The organism is Pseudomonas sp. LP_7_YM, from assembly GCF_004364435.1.
Classification (GTDB): Bacteria; Pseudomonadota; Gammaproteobacteria; order Pseudomonadales; family Pseudomonadaceae; genus Aquipseudomonas.
This window is the reverse complement of record NZ_SOCT01000010.1, coordinates 74,180-91,849: the sequence shown is the minus strand read 5'-3', so window position 1 is coordinate 91,849 and position 17,670 is coordinate 74,180. Positions and strand designations below refer to the sequence as shown.

Genomic DNA, 17,670 nt, shown 5'->3' with positions numbered 1-17,670 from the left:
GGAATTTGTTTATCGTAGAATCCAGCGGATTGGAAAGCCGCCGATATCCACAGGCAGGCGTACTTGCGAGACAACCCGGCCAGCTTCCGGGGTAAGCCCATGAGGATGCTGAGACCAAGCCCCAATCTCTACGAATAGGGAGTGCTACGCTAACAACCCTTCGCCTCACGCCCCGGACAACATGTTGGAAAATACCAAATGCTGACCTCAACACCATGCTCGTAATCGCAGCGCCCTCCAACCTCGGGCTAAGCCCTCTGCGGCCAAACCATGAGCCTGGTACATGGAGGGCTCCTGCTGCGCTGATCACTGCCGGGCTGCTCCAGATGACTGGGCCTCATACATTCAAAGAATTGCCGCGCCTCGTTTATTCAACACAGGCGCAAGCAGGCACACGGTTGCGTAACGGTTATGCCATGCGCGAATTCAATCTGGCCCTTGCGGACCTGGTGCGTGGCGCATCCCGGAACGGTGACTTTGCGCTCGTTATTGGAGGGGATTGCTCAATTCTTTTGGGGGCACTCGCAGGCGCGCGTGACGCAGGCCCGCTTTCGCTCATTCATATCGATGGGCACAGCGACTTCCGCCACCCAGATAACTACGACCCGGAGCAAAGCCTGGGGGCTGTAGCGGGCATGGACCTGGCAATGGCGACCGGTCGTGGCGACTCGCTCGCGACTGAATGGCCAGACATCGCCGGTCCGCTGGTTGCTGAGGCTGATGTCATTCAATTGGGCGAACGCGAAAACCGCGATGATGACTTCGCCTGGCCCGACATAAACAGCACCGCTATCACCCGGATCGATGTCTTCGAGGCTGTGATGATAGGTCCGGCGGCAGTCATTGAACGCATTCGTACTACGCTCGACAAAGTGCCTGATCAGGGTTTCTGGATACATCTGGACGTTGATGTTTTGGATCAGGCAGTTATGCCGGCCGTCGATTGCCCGGGCTCTCCGGGGATTCCAATTGACGACCTGGTGAGCATCATGAGCCCATTCGTGGCTGATTCTCGTTGCCGGGGGATGACCGTCACGGTATTCGACCCTGACCTGGACCCCGACGGTCGCTTTGCCGCCACCCTCATTGGGATGATGGCGCGGCTGCCGCTCCCGGACTAAATGGCTACTTTCGACCGATTCTGTTGAAAAAGTCGATTTTTCAGGAAACGTGACGCTGAGCTTGGCCTCATCAAAGAACCTATTCACCACTGTTAAGTGGTTTTTCGGTACTTCGTTGACCGTTGCTGCTTTGTCAGTGGGTTAATTTGAGGTTTTTTGCTGATTTCGGGCGCACCTATCCTGTGGTTGGCGGCCCGTGAGAGCTGAGTTTGGCCAGTCGGCGCAGGTTCTGTACCGCAGCCGCTAACGTAAATTCATCGGTAGCGCCACTCATCCCTCGTAGTCGCAAGCGATCCAGTTTCAAGATGCGCTTGAGGTGGGCAAATAACATTTCTACCTTCTTACGTTCGTGACGAGAGCGCACATATTCCGGCGTCTTCGCGATTTGCCGAGCCACATCGCGAGCCGCTTCATGAACACTGCGGGCGATCTTACGAACCGCAGTGTTCGGGCAGCACTTGGCTTTCATCGGACATGTCGCGCAGTCGGTTTGGCTGGATCGGAAGTTGATGGTGTTGGCTTTCGTCACGTGTGAGCGCAGGTTCTTGAAAGCTCGCCATTCGCTACGTAATGCCTTGCCAGCAGGACAGCGATACTCCTCAGCGTCTTTATTCCAGTGGAAGTCGCTGATCGAAAAACTGTCGCCCTTACGCTCGGTTTTATCCCACACCGGCACATGCGGCTCGATATCTTTCTCTTCCACCATCCAGGCCAACATCGGTGCTGTGCCGTAAGCGGTATCGCCGATTAAGCGATCCGGTTTGATGTCGAACAACTCTTCGACTCGATCAATCATGGTCTTGGTGCTCTCGACCTCGGCGGTTCGATGAGCTGGTGTCGGCTCTACGTCCATGATCACGCCATGCTCGACATCAATCAGGTAGTTCGTGGAGTAGGCGAAAAACGCTGGGCCACCCGGGGCCGCCGTCCAACGGGATAGGGGATAGGGGATCAGTCAGCGATAAGCGCTTGGGAAGTGCTTCAGTCAGCGCCTCTTCATCGAGTGCTTCGAGGTACTCACGGACAGCACGAGTGCTCAGAGACGGGTCGCGCCAGTTGATCTCTTCATCGCCAGGCACGCCACGCTGCCGACTCGCGTGCGCCTTGATAATGCTGGCGTCCACGGCAAAGCCTTCGCCCTTGACCAGACCCGCGTCCATGCAGCGACGTAACACTTCATTAAACAGCCAGCGAAACAGATCGCTGTCCCGGAAACGGCCGTGTCGATTCTTGGAAAACGTCGAGTGATTGGGAACTTCATCCTCAAGGCTTAACCGGCAGAACCAGCGATACGCCAAGTTCAAATGGGCCTCTTCACACAAGCGCCGTTCGGAGCGAATGCCATAGCAATAGCCCACGACCAGCATGCGGATCATCAACTCAGGATCAATCGAAGGACGCCCAATCGGGCTATAGAAATCGGCGAGATAGTGGCGCAGGTCGCTCAGATCGAGACACCGATCAATGCTGCGCAGCAGGTGATTTGTTGGGATGTGGTCTTCAAGGTTGAACGAGTAAAACAGCCGATCCTGCCCACTCGATAACTGTCCCATCATGCTGCGTACTCTCCCGCTGGCCGATGAGCAGATTTTGCCTCAGGTCAAGCAGGAGAGCTACTTTTTCAACAGAATCGGCCGATGGCCGCCATTGCACGTGGTCCAGTCAAGGCAGCATTAACAAGCAAGGTTTCAGGGCCCGCCAAACGCCCCGAAGCGTTGAGCACAGGTGAATTCGACGGACACATTGGTAAACGTTAGCCTCTATCGATGTCAGCCTACAGCCTCAAGCGCCTCGGTTTCCTGAGCAAGGGTGGTGACCCGCGCAAAGGTCTTGAGGATGGTCGTCGCATGCTGGTGCAACGTCGCCTCAGACAGCCCGTCGGCAGCCAGTGCCGCTGTGGCGTCCTTGACCAAGGCAACGCGGTAACCCCGATGGTAGCTATCTACGATGGTCGAAAGGCAGCACATCGTTGTGCCGTAGCCGATCACTACGAGTTCGTGATCGGCATGTTCTTTCGCGAACTCCACGAAGGCCGGAGACGAAAAAGACGAATAATTGCCTTTCACGGCGTGGGATTCACCGACTTGCGGGGTGAACCCGTCGATGAAGTCCGCGGCGTCCGAATCGCGGTTAAACAGGTCGCCGTCTTGCAGATGCTGAACATGGATGATCGGCCAGTTGGCTTCGCGCGCAAACTGCAGCATTGAATAAGCGTTTTGCAGCGAGGGGCCTATGGACTCGATATGAAACTTGCGGCCTGCCGCGATATATTCGCGTTGAATATCTATTACGATCAATGCTTTCACGGAGTGGTCCTCGTTGCTGGGTTTAGTTTTCTGATAAGAGCCGTGGCAAAAATCAAACGCTCTTGATAGGACGATAACTGCATGAATTCCTTCTCCGAATGCATGCCATCCCCGTACGGGCCCAATCCGACCAATATCTGGATATTCGGACTGGCTATATTATTGCCGTCGCTGCCATAGCCAACGGCGCGGGCCTTGAACGTCTGCCCGAGAGATTTCGCCACCTCACTGCCCAGGTTGACCAGTTCGCGGCTGCCGGTGGCTGGCAGCACGGGCATTTCGGCGAGCTTGACCCATTCGCTATGGGTACCTTGCTTCAACTTTTGATTGTAGATATCGACATGGCCGCTGTTCTCGTCCAACACGGTGACGGTATGGTCCCAGTCCTTCAGTTGCTGGAAGCGCACATCGATCGTCACGCTGGCCTTGTCGCAGACTACGTTGGGTTTAGTGCCGCCTTCGATGACCCCTGGGTTGATCAGCAGATTTTCGTCCGGTCGAGCCAGTGCGGGCAATTTTCTGCACTTTGATCGCAAGGTCGAGGCAGGCGTCGATGCCGTTTTCAGGTTCGAGCCCTGCATGCGAGGCCTTACCTGTGGTCGTTAATTTCACCCAGCGAATACCCGACTGACTGCTGACGTAGGCGCCATCCTCCAGGCCCGGCTCAAACACCAGCCCGTACGCCAGTCCCTGCGACAGCTAACGAACCGGCCCAGACGCCCGAGGCTGACCAAAGCGGTGCGCAGATTGATGATCTCCTCCAGCTTATTGCTCAACTTTGAGTAGTACGGAATGAACAGGCCGACAAAGGCACTCAGTAAGGCAAGCACCGGATTGGCAAAAGCGGCATGCGCCAGGCCGTAACTGCAATACATCAGTACGCCAATACTCAGTCCTAATTGGACCGAAGGGCTGGTCAAGTGGCTAGTTAGTTTCACGACTGGCGTACCTTTCGTTCGTTAACCCGGATGCGGCTGTGGGTGAGCCGCACTAATGACTGCGCTCTGACCGACTGAAACCTGCGAATTTGCTGAACGTTCAACTTGTCACTCCTGTACGTAACCCGCGGCGAGAGGGCGATGGTGATCCGCGGCCTCGAAGGGCTCAAACGACTATTTGGCAGGTATTGAATGCGGTCCGGGAATACGTGAAACGCGGCGAGGCATGCGAGGCGATTTTGAGGGTGGTCAGAAGAATGTAGCGGTGTGGAAAATATTCTCAGGATCGGTTGGCCCCTGAGTTTTGGAAGGTGCATAATAAATTTGTTTCAAGAAGTATCTGCATGAAGTTTCCCGCGCTACTCGACCCGGTCGGTGGGCGCAGTGCTTCTGACCTGTGCAGTACAGATATTGGCAAGGCCCTGCGTCAGCCTCGGAACCACAAGTAACGACGTTTGCCCGCAACCAATCCGCCATGCGCTGTGCGCGCTGGTGTAATGAGTTGATGATCAAAGGACGATTATGATTCGCTACGCTTTCAACGCGGGCGTCCGGAACTTGGGAAAAGTGATCCGTGCCCTGCAGCAGTGCTATGAACAACTGAACGGGTGGACGACCCCGGTCGAAGAGGAGAGGCTGGCGAATGCGTAGGCCACTACCCCCCCTTGATCTTTTGATCGGCTTCGAGGCAGCCGCTCGGCAGCTGAGTTTTTCAAAGGCAGGCGACGAAGTCTTCGTGACACAGTCCGCTATCAGTCGCCAGGTAAAGAAACTCGAAGATTTCTTGGGCATCGCACTCTTCGAGCGTCGGCATCGTTCGCTGGAGTTGACGCAAGCAGGTCGCGAACTATTCGATGTCGTCAACGTCACCCTCGCACAGCTGGCGCAGACCGTGGACGGCCTGCGCAAGGACCCCGCCCAGTTGAGCGTCAAGATTTCCACCACCACCGCTTTCGCGTCACTTTGGTTAGTGCCGCGTCTGGCGCATTTTCGAGATATGCACCCCGAAATCGCCATTCACCTCGAAGCAGATAACCGGATCATCGACCTCAAGCAGGATGTTGCTGATCTCGCCATCCGTTACTGCGGACCCGACCAGATAGACCCGACGACTGATGTTCGGCTGGCGGTCGAGAAGGTTTTTCCGGTATGTAGCCCTTCATTGTTACGCCGAGAGGGGCGGGCTCTGGATTGCATTCAGGATTTGTACCGACACACGCTGCTACACCTGAGCGATTCGCAGAATGCCTGGCCTTGGTTGCAGTGGGGGCACTGGTTGACGGCTTGCCATGCTGTCGCCCCCGTCCACCAGGTGGGGCTACGGTTCAGTCATTTCGATCAGATGATCCATGCCGCCACGATGGGGCATGGCGTTGCTCTGGGGAGCTCACCGTTGGTCAATCATCTGATTGAAACAGGCTCGCTGATAGCGCCTTTGGGAATCCGTGTCGAAAGTCCCCGTGCTTTCTATATCTGCCGCGGCCCTGGTCACAATGAAGCTGTGGAGGTCTTCATACAGTGGCTGTTGACAAGCATGACCAGCCCTCTGAGCGTGTCGCCGACTCCGGTCGAAGGCTTGCCCTATCGGATCGGGGCCAGCCTGCGGATTAGCTCTATGGCGATATAGCGGAAGTTATCGGCTCAACCGAAAGGGGTCGCTCCGATAACCCTGCGCTGCGAGACGCAGCGCCAGACGCTCGCCGACCGTGGCGATTGAGGCCATACGGGAAGGATTCATGTGGGCGCGAAGGTCGGTCTCCAGATGGACCCACCCATCTGTCGAGTAACTTGCACAGACGTCGAAGGCCTCAGCAAGCTCCCGCTCATTGCCGATGCCCTTGAACACCCATTCCGGCATAACCACCCCCTCACCCGGATCTTGCGGAACGACCAGCACTTTGATCTGCGGCCAGCCGATCGTTCTCAGTAAAGCTTGTACTTCGGGGGCGTTAATGTCTGGAGGCACCCGCCCCTTGTCGAAGCGTGTCGGCGTATCGGTCACATATTCGACACATTCGAAGCCGGTTTCACGGTCGACAAACGCCAGCAGTTCGGCGTTTCGAGCGCCTGGAAACAAAGCTTGAGATGGACGGTACGTGCCCTCACTGGACACCGCGCGGGCCACTCCGGTGGCATCACAAGCGCGCCTGGCTTTCTCGAGCGCCGCTTCGAAAGCCGTGCCCGGCCGTCGCACATCACCTGAAAACGTCCCTAGCGCATCCGTGTCGTAACCGATTGGGAGCATTACCTGAAAACCCAATGCGGCCAGTGTCGGGCCTAGGACCGCTTCTTTACCGTGCATGGTCGCGATCAGAACAGGGAGACCGGTTTCGCTACCGGCAACCTTTTGCACCAGAACGGCAGGGGATTGAGCAGGATCGATAGCGCTTGATGCCGACGTGCTTAAAAAGGCAGATGTCATGGCTGAGTCCATTGGGCTAGGGGTTCGCGGTAAGGAGCCTAGGCGCCGAGGATATTCAGGCGCAAATGACATTTGAGTAACGCTGGCATGCCTGGCTGGAATGCAACTTTCATATCGGCAGTCGTAAACACTCGATGCAGAACGCATTGGACCGAGGTCGCCGGTCGTGAAAGGCTCCATACGACCCAAAGCAGACCTACCGAACTGCATGGGCGTCCTTTTCCCAAGCAAGGAACCGTAGCTCGCTGCGCTTAGCCACACTGTTTGCAGGTCGTGCTCTCTAGGTAATGTTCTCCCCAGGACTTCATCGCTTCCAGTGTCGGAGCCAGGGTGCTTCCGAGCGCCGTCAGCGTGTACTCCACCCGTGGAGGCACTTCGGCAAATACTTCACGGCTGACAATGCCGTTTGCTTCAAGCTCGCGCAGCTGCAACGTCAACGAGCGCTGCGTGACCCCGCCGATCAGCTTTTTCAGTTCCCCGAAACGCTTGGTTCCGCTCAGCAGGTAGTGAATGATCAACGGCTTCCATTTGCCGCCCGCGATGTGGACGGTGATTTCGACTGTGCATCGGTATTGATCGAGCTTGCCACGCGTCATGACGCTACCTCGGTTCAGATAAAGCCTCAATAGTATGCTTTTTATCCTTATGTATAAAGTGTGTGCCTACTTGTAAAAATATACTTAATTTCGATAATAGTGCCTCACTGAAGCATGCCTTCTACGTCGGAGAACATATCCATGAAAGCCGCTTTTTACGAGCGTCAAGGCCCCGCACATGAAGTGCTTTGCGTCGCCGAAATCCCCGACCCCCAACCCGGCCCCGGAGAAGTCCGAGTGCGGGTGCACGTGTCGGGACTGAACCCTACTGACCTCAAGGCCCGCACGGGGTTCTCCTCCGCGATGCCGTTCTCGCGAATCATTCCGCACCAGGACGGCGCGGGCGTCATTGACGCCGTGGGCGATCCGAAAGAGGCTAGTCGGGTAGGCCAGCGGGTATGGATCTATGAAGCGCAGTACGGCAGGCCCACAGGAACCGCAGCCGACTATGTCGTGGTGCCGTCGGCGCAGGCCGTGCCACTGCCTGATAACGTGTCTTTCGAGGTCGGCGCATCACTCGGCATCCCGGCCCTGACTGCTCATCGTTGTCTCTTCGCCGATGGCGACATCCGCAGCAGGAATGTACTGGTGCAGGGCGGAGCGGGCGTGGTCGGCACTGCCGCCATCCTCCTGGCAAAGTGGGCGGGCGCGTGGGTAGCGGCCACCGTCATGAATGAAGAGCAGGCCGCCGTCGCTCGGGCGGCGGGGGCAGACGTGGTATTGGATCGTCTAAATGAAGATGTTGCCGAGGTAGTCAAAGCACGCACGGGCAATACGGGTGTTGACCGCATCGTTGACGTTAACGTGAAAGCGAACCTGGATATAGACATTGCATGCCTGGCGCCTGGGGGGATCATCAGTTCCTACGCGATGACGCATGCCACCGACGAGCTCACGTTACCGCTATTAAGCGCGATGGTGCACGGATGCGTGCTGCGCTTCGTGTTTATCTATTCGGTACCCGTGGCGGCGAAAATCGAAGCGATCAGGGACATCAGCGCCTGCCTGGCCAGTGGCAACTATGCGCCCCATATCGGGATGAGTGTGCCGCTGGAGAGGATCGCCGACGCGCATTTCGCTCTTGAATCGGCATCCGTTATGGGCAAGGTACTCGTCGCTTTGTGAGCGGGTCAGTCACATAGCCGGCATCGCTAAGCGCTGCAAGTGGCCGATTCTGTTGAAAAAGTAGCTCTCTCGCTTGGCCTGGGGCAAATCCAGCGGGAGAGTACGCAGCATGATGGGACAGTTATCGAGCGGGCAGGATCAGCTGTCTTACTCGTTCAGCCTTGAAGATCACATCCCCTCCAATCACCTTCTGTGCAGCATTGATCGGTGTCTCGATCTGAGCGATCTGCACCACTACCTCGCCGATCTCTATAGCCCGATTGGGCGCCCTTCGATTGATCCTGAGCTGATGACCGCATGCTAGTCGCGGGTTATTGCTATGGCATTCGCTCCGAACGGCGCTTGTATGAGGAGGCCCATTTGAACCTGGCGTATTGCTGGTTTTGTCGGTTGAGCCTTGAGGATGAATGAAAAGGCGCAAGAGTATCGCTGCCCTTCCGGCAACGTACTGCGCAGCGAATAGCGAGCCTTCAAGAACGAATGCTCGCACCTCACAAAGCCAACACCATCATCTTCCGATCCAGACAAACCGACTGCGCGACCTGTCCGATGAAAGCCAGTGCTGCCCGAACACTTCGGTTCGAACATCGCCCGCAACGTTCCTGACGCGGCTCGTCATGTGGCTCGGCGAGTCGCGAACACGCCGGAATATGTGCGCTCTCGTCACGAACGTAAGAAAGGCGAAATGTTGTTCGCCCGTTGGGTACAGGTGTCTATGGCGATCCGCGTAATCTGATGTTTTCGCTGAAGGGTCGCTCTGATTTAGGCCTCACATCGCAGTTGCGGCGCAGATGCACTGAACGCTTGAGCTTGATGTCGCTCCAAATCTTGCCCAGACGCTCACATGCAGCGTATCGCGTCGATGGGTGTTTCAATCCTCTGCCTAACCAAGGAACTCCCATGACCGACCCACGTAACGTCGCCCACGACAAAAAAGTCCAGCAAGAGAAAAAGAATCACGGCGAAGAAATCGCACCCAATGCCGAGCACGCCCCCCAGCCAGGCCTAAAGCCGGCACTCAAGCACGACGATGACAAGGAAGACGAGCAGGCTTGAGCCAAGCACTGACCTGACCTGAGATTGCCGTTGGCGGCGCTGGCTGAAGCCGGCCGCCGCCACATCGCCGCGTATTCACGTTGCATGCAAAAACTCTGGCGCAAGAGCGCTTGATGCCCACCTATCAGATGAAAAGTGAGCAATAAACTCCCACGTTTCTATCGCCTCAACCAAGTGGCGCGCCAAAGCTGCAAAAACTTGTTGAGCAGCCCCGTGCCGCTCTTGGCGAGGGGCCTTGCGATCACGTCCGGCAGATCCCTCAACCTTACCCAGTAATCACTCTGCCATTCCAGCAACCCCACCGAGCTTCCCGCCCATCGCATCGAGTTCATATTAGGTTCGTGCGGCTCGACCTTGTCGCGCAGTACCGGCAGTACCTCGTGCGTGAGCCAATACCGCAGCGCGCGGTTCTCGGGAACATAGTGATGAACCAGCATGGTGAACAGGCCGGATTCGCTGATGAGAAGTTGTTTGGTTGATTGGCCGTGGGCGTCGAGCCAAGCGGTTTTGCGCTGGTCGGGATCGAGCTTCCAGGTGGCGCGTTCGTCGAGGGGTTTGCCCATGAGCCGGGCGACGTCCTGCAGGCAGAACCAGGCCTGGTTTTCCAGTTGAAGAGCGCGGAGTTGGCGTTGGTGGCGGGTGAAAATTTGAGGTTCGAAGTGGTCGGTCATTGCGTCATCTCACATTGGAAAGAGCGCGAGATGGAATGCCTAAAACGGGCTTGCGATGCCTGCATGAATAAAGCTCCTTGGTTTGAGCAGCCACCCCATGTCGTCAGGCATGAGGGTGGCGACTGTGCGAAGGTTGACGAACCGGCCCAAGGAATCCGGCAGACCCGAAGGTCTCCGACGCACAGCCGCCATAGCACGGACCTCAAGCAATAGCTTAAGTCATGATGAGCAACGCTGAGCGCCTTGAGAACAGATCGTCAAATCCGGTCGTTGCAATGAACGACGGCGGGGAGACTAGCGTGCACATTTCTGGTGAACAACCCGCATCCGGGAAATCAGAAACGTCCTACGTGCCAGCACCTGTCAACTCAATCACGCTGGCGTCCAGTTCTCCCCCTGCGAGCCCATAACTTTGGCCGAAGCGTCATCGCTCGGCACTCGCTCGCCTTTGAGCTTAAAGGACTTGGGTTCGAGCTGGTTCTTGCCGTAGTCGAAATTCACCTCCCCTTGCAGACGCTCCATGGCCAGGGAGCTACTGCTACTGTAGTTAACCCACGGCGTGGGAAGCACAAATGAATCCTCCTTGGTCACCGCCTTGAACACTGCGATGCTGCTGATGCGCAGGTTCTTGCGGTCGGTGACTAGCCGCTTGAGCTCCTCATCGTCAAGGGTGCCGTTGGCTGCGGCTTTTTCGATCTGTTCCTTGATCTCGTCGTTCAATTCCAGAATGACTTCAGCTCGCGTCCCTGTGCCTCTCTGCAAGGTGTCGAGCAGCGATTTTAGCTGCGGATCCTTGGCCATGAGGTCCTGGATGATTTCCGCGTTGCCTTGATGACCTTCACGGAAACACTGAGTCGTCCAGTCGACAGCACGTTTGGTATTGCTCGCCGAGCCAACTCGTCTGATGTTGTTATGGGTCACGGTCATGTCCATCATCGTCATTAGCACGCCGCCATTTTTCGCTGCAGTGATCTGACGCTCCATCTGTCTCAGGCTTTTCAACGCCGCGTACTGACTGTCGTCCTCGGTCCGGGACGCCTGCCCATAAGCTGTGTTCAGCGCATCAAAGCGCTTCAGTGGGTCCGGTTTCTCTGCTTCGTCGGCCTCGCCCGGCGCCTTGATGTCGGGGAACGCCTCCTTCAGGCTCTTTTCCAGCGCATCCACTTCACTCTGCTGCGGTGGTAAAGCGGCCTTGAACCTTGAATCAAAGGACTTCCCGGTCTTGGAGTTCAGTACCAGACTGGCGCTGATACCCATGGGAATACCGCCTGACACAAAAGCGCCGGCAGGCTGGGCGACGAATGCCGTGTCGAACAGCCGCGCATAACCGTTGAGCTTGGTCTGCTCGAGAAAACGCGGACGATTATCGCTGCTGATTCTGGTGTTGAGCCCATCGTCTCCGCGACCTGCTGTGCGCTGACGTTCCACGCCGAGCAGGTTCTGGGTCGCGACCAGACCGGCACCAAAGCGCATGAAGCCGGAGACCGGCTTGGCTTTGGTCTGCCCGAGACTGACGCGAAACTCTGCCGCTGCTGTGGTTTGGACGTCGAGATTGTATTTCTGCCCGGTTCGCACTTCGTGCTCGACCCCGCGCTCGATCAGCGACATCGGTCGCAAACCGTTCGCTCTCGAGGCCTTGCTGCTGTTGAGCGGAGCAGAGGTGAGGTCGGCAATGAAAGCGTCCATTTCATCCTCACGCACGAAGAAGCTCAGCGCCTGGGTCTGGGTGAACTTGTTCTTGATGTCCACCGAGCCACCGAAACGCCCGCCAACCGTCATGTGTTTCTGGTGATCACCCACGGAGCTGGACTGATGGACCTCGGTGCTGCCGGGAACGTTGCCAGCGTTACCGGCGTTTTTGCCGGTGGCCACACCGCCTGCTATCAATGAAGTCCCTAGTGTGAGCGCGCCGTCGCGACCGATTGTCACTTTCACACCTCGGTCGAAGCGCGTGATGGTCAAGGCATAGGTGCGCTCGGGATCGACGCTCAGTCGCGGACCCAACACAGCGATGCCCGCGTCGAAACCCATCGTCGCCGCCCCGCCACCGCTATAGACCCGGTTGATCTTGATGTTTTCCCTTGGCTCCAGCTCGCGGATTGCCGCCAGCAACTTCTGGCCGATACCGGCCTGATTGGTCTCCAATCCCTGACGTAGGTTCATCGACACCGGGTGATGTTCTTTGCGCAGGTACTTGAGAATGCTCTTGAGTGCGTCGTAGTCGGCTTCCAGTTGCGTGTGATTATTGAAGCCTGCGTCCGTCAGTTGCTTGAGTTGGTTATTGCCCCACTGCGTGTTGTGCAGTTCCGCCAGCTGGCGGGCAACGGTTGGCAATCGATCCGGCTGGGCGCCGGCGTCGACTGGCGTTGCAGCCCCGGCAGCCAAATCACTTTCCAGGCTCGTCAGGTGGTTGTTGATGTTGTTTAACAACACAGCGTCATGCGCCAACCGCGCTTTAACCAGCGACATGTTGTCGTGAGCATCGCGACGACTGCCCGGTAGCTTGGCGGACGAGCGTTCGATCACCACCTGATTCGATCTCATCTGGTCGAGCAATTTGCGAGCGGGGTTATCGCGCGGCAGCCCTATGCCCCGCAGCGCGCCATGCATCTGTTCGACAAGATTGTCCTGCTGTCGCGAAGACGGCCGATAGTCAGGATTCGGGCCGCTGTTGAGCTTCAACGGATTGGCGGTACTCAAGCCGATGCCGGGTGAATGCTCTCCCAGCGTGCGCAGCTGCAAATGAATACTGTCGCTGACCTCTTTGCTCAGCCACTCGAACAGCTGCACAAGCTCCTGAGTGGCAGGGTCGTCATGTTGGGTCTTGAGAGCGCGAATTCGTTCGTCGAAATGGTGCGTCGGCAACTGTGCGTGGCTGTCAGTTTGCTGTTGCGTTGCCCTGAGCGCATCGAAAGCTGCCAGCGCATCTTCTTGCGCCTTATAAACCTCGCTTAGACCGGCGCGTCCCCGGTATTTATGCTCGACGTAATCTCCGGCGACCTTGAGCATTGCCGGCGTTTTGAAGAGGCGGCTGGGTAACAGGTGGGCCTTGAGGAACCCCATCTGCGTCGGGGCCAGTTCCTTGGCGTGTAGCTGTTGGGCGTTGCCACGGCCAAACACCGTGGTATCAAACTTGGCAGTCGGGTTGAGTTTGGAAAGGTGCCCCACCGTGGGCACTCCAAACAGTTCTTCACGATGCTTCAGCGCGCCGAAGCTTGCATGACTGGACTGCGACCTGGCCGGGCTGTCGACAGCGCGTTGCCAGGTCTGACCCTTCAACGTGAATTCGCCTTCAGCCGTCTTGGCCAGCACCTGCCCTTCGCTGCCCGTGCGCAACTGCGTCACCTGACGGCCATCCAGGCCTGCGAGGGCGACCTCGTGCCAAGCGTCTACCGCGCGTGGCGTGATGTCGTTCGAAGCCCATGTTGCGCCGTCCATGCGATGAATCTTGTTGCCAGACATGACGAACAGATCCTTGCCGCCAGTGGCCAGGGAGGTGATCGCTGCGTCTCCCGGCGTTGCGGGCAATTGATGCAGGGGACGCTTTTGATCATGCACGCGCAGCTTGCCTTCGCTCAGGGTGACAAAGCGCTGATCATTGAGCACCGCGATCTTTTCCGCCTTGATTCCCCCAAGCCCTGGCATTGGCGAGCCGGCCTTGATCTCGGTGGTGCGCCCCGGCAGATTGAGATCCGGCCCGTCGTTGAACTGATGGCTGGCCGATTGCTGATTGACCACCAGCGGCTTGACCTCGCCCTCCTTGGTCACGATGTAGGCGTTCTTGTCCTGACCGATCTGCACGTCTTGCAGGTCTTTCTCTTTTGCTTTTTTCCACAGGCCCGTGCGGGTATCCAGCACCATCAGTTGTTGGTCACGCGCGGCAATGCTGCCGTTGGGCAAGTGCAATTGTTCGTGGGCCTCGGGCGTGTTGCCGGGCAGACCCCGGCGACTGTCCAGCCTCATGGCCTGCGTCATGTTCCAGCCGGGCTGGAAGGCAGGTCTGGTCTGGCTGCCATCCTGCATCGGACAGGCATGCTCCTGACCGTTGGCGCCTTTGACCTTGGCGTACAACGTGCCGTTGCTGTCTGTGAATAACCCGGTGAAGCGATGTGCGCCAAGCGCCGTGGTCAGCGACGGCTGGTCGCGAACCGGGCTGAAACGCAAGGGCTGGCGTTTCAGGTCGGCGCTCAACAATTTGCCGTTGGCGGTGGCGACAAAAACGCTGCCGCCCGCAACGGCCAATGCCTTGGGTGCGTCGCCACTGCCCAGCGGGGCGGTTCGTCCGGCGATGTCGAACGGTTGAACCTGGCTGGCAGCGCCGCTCTTTAACACTTCGATGTTGAAGGTATCGTCCTGTTTGGTGATCGCCAGATGCTCGCCGCGAGCTGTCATGGCCACGTCGCTGGCCTTGTGCACAAAGGCCAGGGGTTGTTGCGGGTGTTGCAGCGGGCGAACCTTGCCGGAATCATCGATGCCATAAACAGCATCCCGACCCAGGCTGTGCAGGCTGCTGTAATCGCGGTCGGCGTCTTTCGCCTCCCAGCCCGCAGCGGTCAGTTGATAGAGCTTCTTGTCCTCCGTGCGCCAATGTTTACCGTGCCCCTGATGCACACCGCTGATCTGCGCCTGCAGCCCGGACTCCGGCAGTTTCAGGCCGGTGCCAGTGGCTGACACCGCGTTGCGCCCGACCTGAATGCCATTGCCGCCAACGCTCAAATGACCGTTTTCCGGTGGCATCCGGCTGCTCAATGGGACGCTCGCCTTAAGCACGGTGATTGCGCCGGGGCCGGCATGGGCGTGCAGTAACCGGTTTGCCGTGTCGAGCAGCAGATGATGCTGCTGATCGAGCAACTGAAAGCGGTTCTCAGGTTTGCCCATAACCGCTTTCATCAGGTTATCCAGCGGCGTGGTACCCATCTGCAACTGTTGATCGCGCAGGCTCATCGTCATGGTTGGCGCGGTCAGCGGCGCAGTCGTTGCCATCGCGTCCGCAGGCTTCGGCGCTGGCGGTGCCCGCCCGAGCCTTTCCAACTGTTGGCGAATGGGACTGAGTCCGGTGCGCTGCGAACGGCCAGGGTCATCTGCCGGCTGCTTGAGCCTCTGCATGAGGGACGCTGGCTCGCTGTCGGCCTCCATGCGATCGGTCAATTGATCGAGCATGGTGCTTGGGGTGGTGGCCTCCAGCAACTGCTGGCGCAGTGGGCTGTTGGTCGAACGCGTTGACAGGCCGCTGGGCGTGGGCGCCTCCATCATCTGCTCAAGTGATGCACCGTGATCAGGCGCCTCCATGCGGTCGGTCAAAAACCCTAGCGCTGCGTTCAGATCCGATCCCGGCGAGGCGCCCAAACCTGGTGCCGATTGGGTAGGCCTTATCGAGCGCGGTAGATTGTGCGCGTCCTGGCCACGACGCTGGCGGGCGGAAGACATATCCACGCTGGCACTGCGCCCGACCGTCGCTAACGATGAGCTGCCAGCGGCCATCCGGGGCGGGACGGCGGGACGTTGGGTCAGAGTGCTCGCACCCTCGTCCAGGGATGGAGCGCTGCTAGTGACCGCAGTCGTTGTAGGTCGCGTGACGGGGGTCAACATGAGTAACTACCTGAATCCTTATCCTCATCATGAGTGAGTGGCTGGAGCTCGAAGACGGTTCCACGATGCAGGCGCACATTGATGTTACCCCAGGTACGGAGTGGCGCATGGCGCCGAGAACCGATATCAACTTGAGGCCATAGCGCGAGCACCAAACACTGTATGGCAAGCGGGGTCGCGTCAGCTTCGAGCACTTCGCGGCGATGAGTCCTTCTGAACAGAGCCTGTTCGATAAAGTCATCCTGAGTGGTGTTGGGCGGGGCCGCGCTTCCAGGCAGCGCGTTCGTCGAGGGTTACCCAGATCGCGAAAATCAGAAAAACCCTGCAAATCACCCGCTGACTGACATCACGGTGATGTTGGGTACTCCGGCAACCAGCCCAGGCCAGGCCAGGGCCATTGGGAACACCCTACTCACCCGACCAGGAGCCACCCAGCGCAGCTTGCAGTTGCACGCTGGTGACCAACTGCGTCGCAACGAGGCTGAGCAGGGTCTGGCGTTCGTTGAGGCTGGTGGCCTGGGTGGTGGCGACGTCCAGGTAGTCGATGACCCCGGCTTCATATTGATCGCGGCTGACAGAGGCCGAGTCTTCCGCCGACTGTGCAGCGTTACGCCGCGCTTCTAGTTCCGGCTGCAGCGTGCGCAATTCCACCAGATAGTCTTCAACCTCGCCCAATCCGGTCAGTACGGTTTGCCGATAGGTCGCGACCCTCGCATCGTAAGCGTGGCGGGCCTGTTCCACGTTGGCGCGGGTGGCACCAAAGTCGATGATGGTGCCGGTCAGGCTGGGGCCAATGGACCAGAAGCGGTTGGGTAAGGAAAACAGATTGCTCAGGGTCGAGCTTTGGTAGCCACCGCTGGCGCTGAGGGTCAGGTCTGGATAGTACGCGGCGGTGGCGACGCCGACAGCGGCGTTGGCGGCGGCCATTGCACGTTCGGCCGCAGCGATGTCCGGGCGGCGTTCAAGCAGGCGGCTGGGCACGCCCAGCGGCACAGTGGGAATGTGGTATTGCCAGGCCGGGTCGCTCACCAGCGCGAAATCGGCCGGTGCCTTGCCGATCAGCAGGGCGATGGCGTGCTCGTATTGCGCGCGTTGCCATTGCAGGTCGAGCATCGACGCCTGAGCGCTTTGCAGTTGGGTCTTGCCGGTGGCCAGATCGGCCCGCGAAGAGATCTGCTCGTCGTATTTGTTCTGGATGATGTGCAGGTAGCGTTCGTAACCGGTGATGGTCTCGCGGTACAGCGCAATCCGTTGATCGAGCAGGCGCAACTGGAAGTAATCCTGAGCCAGGGACGACTGCGCGCTGAGGGTGGCGTTGGCAAGGTCTGCGGCGCTGGCCTGGGCGCTGGCACGATCCTCTTCCACCGTGCGACGCAGCTTGCCCCAGATGTCGGCCTCCCAACTGAGGCTCAGGCTGGCCGAGTGTTCTTTTCTGACCCCGGCGGCACTGCTGGTGCTGGAGGACGAGCCTGTGGCCGTCTCGCTGCGCGTGCTTGATGCAGTGCCGCTGAGGGTCGGCAACTGCTCGGCGCGGGATTCGCGCACCAGAGCCAGGGCCTGAAGGTACTGAGCGGCGTAAAGCGCCACGTTCTGGTTATTGAGTTGCACCTGCGCCACCAGCGCGTTCAGCTGCGGGTCCTGATACAGCTCCCACCACGGGCCCTTGGGCAATTCGTCCTGGGGGTTTGCCGCTTTCCAGCCTTCGGCTTCTTTGAACGTAGTAGAAACCGGCGCAGTCGGGCGCTGGTAATCAGGCCCGACCATGCAGCCTCCCAGAAGGCTGGAGGCCAGCAGCAAAGCGATGCAGAGGCGGGACGGCAATAGAGTGTTCATTCATTCAACCTTC

General features: G+C 58.4%; 13 protein-coding genes and 2 pseudogenes. 5 read left to right on the top strand and 10 right to left on the bottom strand.

The features are described 5' to 3' along the window. Positions 1-215: 215 nt before the first annotated feature. Positions 216-1,121 (top strand): arginase family protein, encoded by a 906-nt coding sequence (locus EC915_RS19895; protein WP_133752223.1) that lies wholly within the window; start codon positions 216-218, stop codon positions 1,119-1,121. A 175-nt stretch (positions 1,122-1,296) separates the two neighbouring features. On the opposite strand, the pseudogene EC915_RS19890 reads toward EC915_RS19895, so the two are convergent. From EC915_RS19890 to EC915_RS19870, 5 genes and pseudogenes are all read right to left on the bottom strand, one after another. After that, a pseudogene (locus EC915_RS19890) lies at positions 1,297-2,677 on the bottom strand (IS1182 family transposase). 213 nt (positions 2,678-2,890) lie between these two features. Further along, on the bottom strand, positions 2,891-3,427 hold the full coding sequence (locus EC915_RS19885; RefSeq protein ID WP_133752222.1) for a cysteine hydrolase: 537 nt from the start codon (positions 3,425-3,427) through the stop codon (positions 2,891-2,893). Beyond that, the gene (locus tag EC915_RS19880; RefSeq protein WP_166651046.1) at positions 3,424-3,942 is read right to left on the bottom strand and encodes a peptidase dimerization domain-containing protein; all 519 of its coding nucleotides are present in this window, start codon (positions 3,940-3,942) and stop codon (positions 3,424-3,426) included. The genes EC915_RS19885 and EC915_RS19880 overlap by 4 nt, the downstream gene beginning before the upstream one ends. Continuing rightward, entirely contained in the window at positions 3,875-4,039 is a 165-nt protein-coding gene (locus tag EC915_RS25720) for a M20 family metallopeptidase (protein ID WP_166651045.1), read from the bottom strand. The genes EC915_RS19880 and EC915_RS25720 overlap by 68 nt, the downstream gene beginning before the upstream one ends. Next, on the bottom strand, positions 4,036-4,365 hold the full coding sequence (locus tag EC915_RS19870; protein WP_133752220.1) for a hypothetical protein: 330 nt from the start codon (positions 4,363-4,365) through the stop codon (positions 4,036-4,038). Before EC915_RS19870 ends, EC915_RS25720 begins: the two co-directional genes overlap by 4 nt. Positions 4,366-5,008: 643 nt before the next feature. On the opposite strand from EC915_RS19870, the gene EC915_RS19865 reads away from it, so the two are divergent. Further along, on the top strand, positions 5,009-5,992 hold the full coding sequence (locus EC915_RS19865) for a LysR substrate-binding domain-containing protein (protein ID WP_133752219.1): 984 nt from the start codon (positions 5,009-5,011) through the stop codon (positions 5,990-5,992). Positions 5,993-5,998: 6 nt separating this feature from the next. Here EC915_RS19865 and EC915_RS19860 read toward each other — a convergent pair whose 3' ends face one another. Beyond that, a complete protein-coding gene (locus EC915_RS19860; RefSeq protein ID WP_133752218.1) occupies positions 5,999-6,787 on the bottom strand; it encodes a DUF6671 family protein in 789 nt (262 codons plus the stop codon). Between the two features lie 251 nt (positions 6,788-7,038). Further along, positions 7,039-7,383 carry a helix-turn-helix domain-containing protein gene (locus tag EC915_RS19855; protein WP_133752217.1) on the bottom strand — a complete coding sequence of 115 codons (345 nt, stop codon included), beginning with the start codon at positions 7,381-7,383 and terminating at the stop codon, positions 7,039-7,041. A gap of 141 nt (positions 7,384-7,524) precedes the next feature. Here EC915_RS19855 and EC915_RS19850 point away from each other — a divergent pair, with 141 nt between their 5' ends. From EC915_RS19850 to EC915_RS19840, 3 genes and pseudogenes are all read left to right on the top strand, one after another. After that, entirely contained in the window at positions 7,525-8,508 is a 984-nt protein-coding gene (locus EC915_RS19850) for an NADPH:quinone reductase (protein ID WP_133752216.1), read from the top strand. A gap of 109 nt (positions 8,509-8,617) precedes the next feature. Further along, positions 8,618-8,916, top strand: a pseudogene (locus EC915_RS25355) (transposase); the annotation flags it as partial. 492 nt (positions 8,917-9,408) lie between these two features. Beyond that, positions 9,409-9,564: a hypothetical protein gene (locus EC915_RS19840; protein ID WP_133752215.1), complete on the top strand. Its 156-nt coding sequence runs from the start codon at positions 9,409-9,411 to the stop codon at positions 9,562-9,564. A 158-nt stretch (positions 9,565-9,722) separates the two neighbouring features. Here the strand turns inward: EC915_RS19840 and EC915_RS19835 are convergent, their stop codons facing one another. From EC915_RS19835 to EC915_RS19825, 3 genes are all read right to left on the bottom strand, one after another. Then, the gene (locus EC915_RS19835) at positions 9,723-10,235 is read right to left on the bottom strand and encodes a Bro-N domain-containing protein (protein WP_133752214.1); all 513 of its coding nucleotides are present in this window, start codon (positions 10,233-10,235) and stop codon (positions 9,723-9,725) included. A gap of 372 nt (positions 10,236-10,607) precedes the next feature. Continuing rightward, on the bottom strand, positions 10,608-15,824 hold the full coding sequence (locus tag EC915_RS19830; RefSeq protein ID WP_133752213.1) for an AvrE-family type 3 secretion system effector: 5,217 nt from the start codon (positions 15,822-15,824) through the stop codon (positions 10,608-10,610). Between the two features lie 408 nt (positions 15,825-16,232). Next, positions 16,233-17,657 (bottom strand): efflux transporter outer membrane subunit, encoded by a 1,425-nt coding sequence (locus tag EC915_RS19825; protein WP_133752212.1) that lies wholly within the window; start codon positions 17,655-17,657, stop codon positions 16,233-16,235. Between the last annotated feature and the right edge of the window lie 13 nt (positions 17,658-17,670).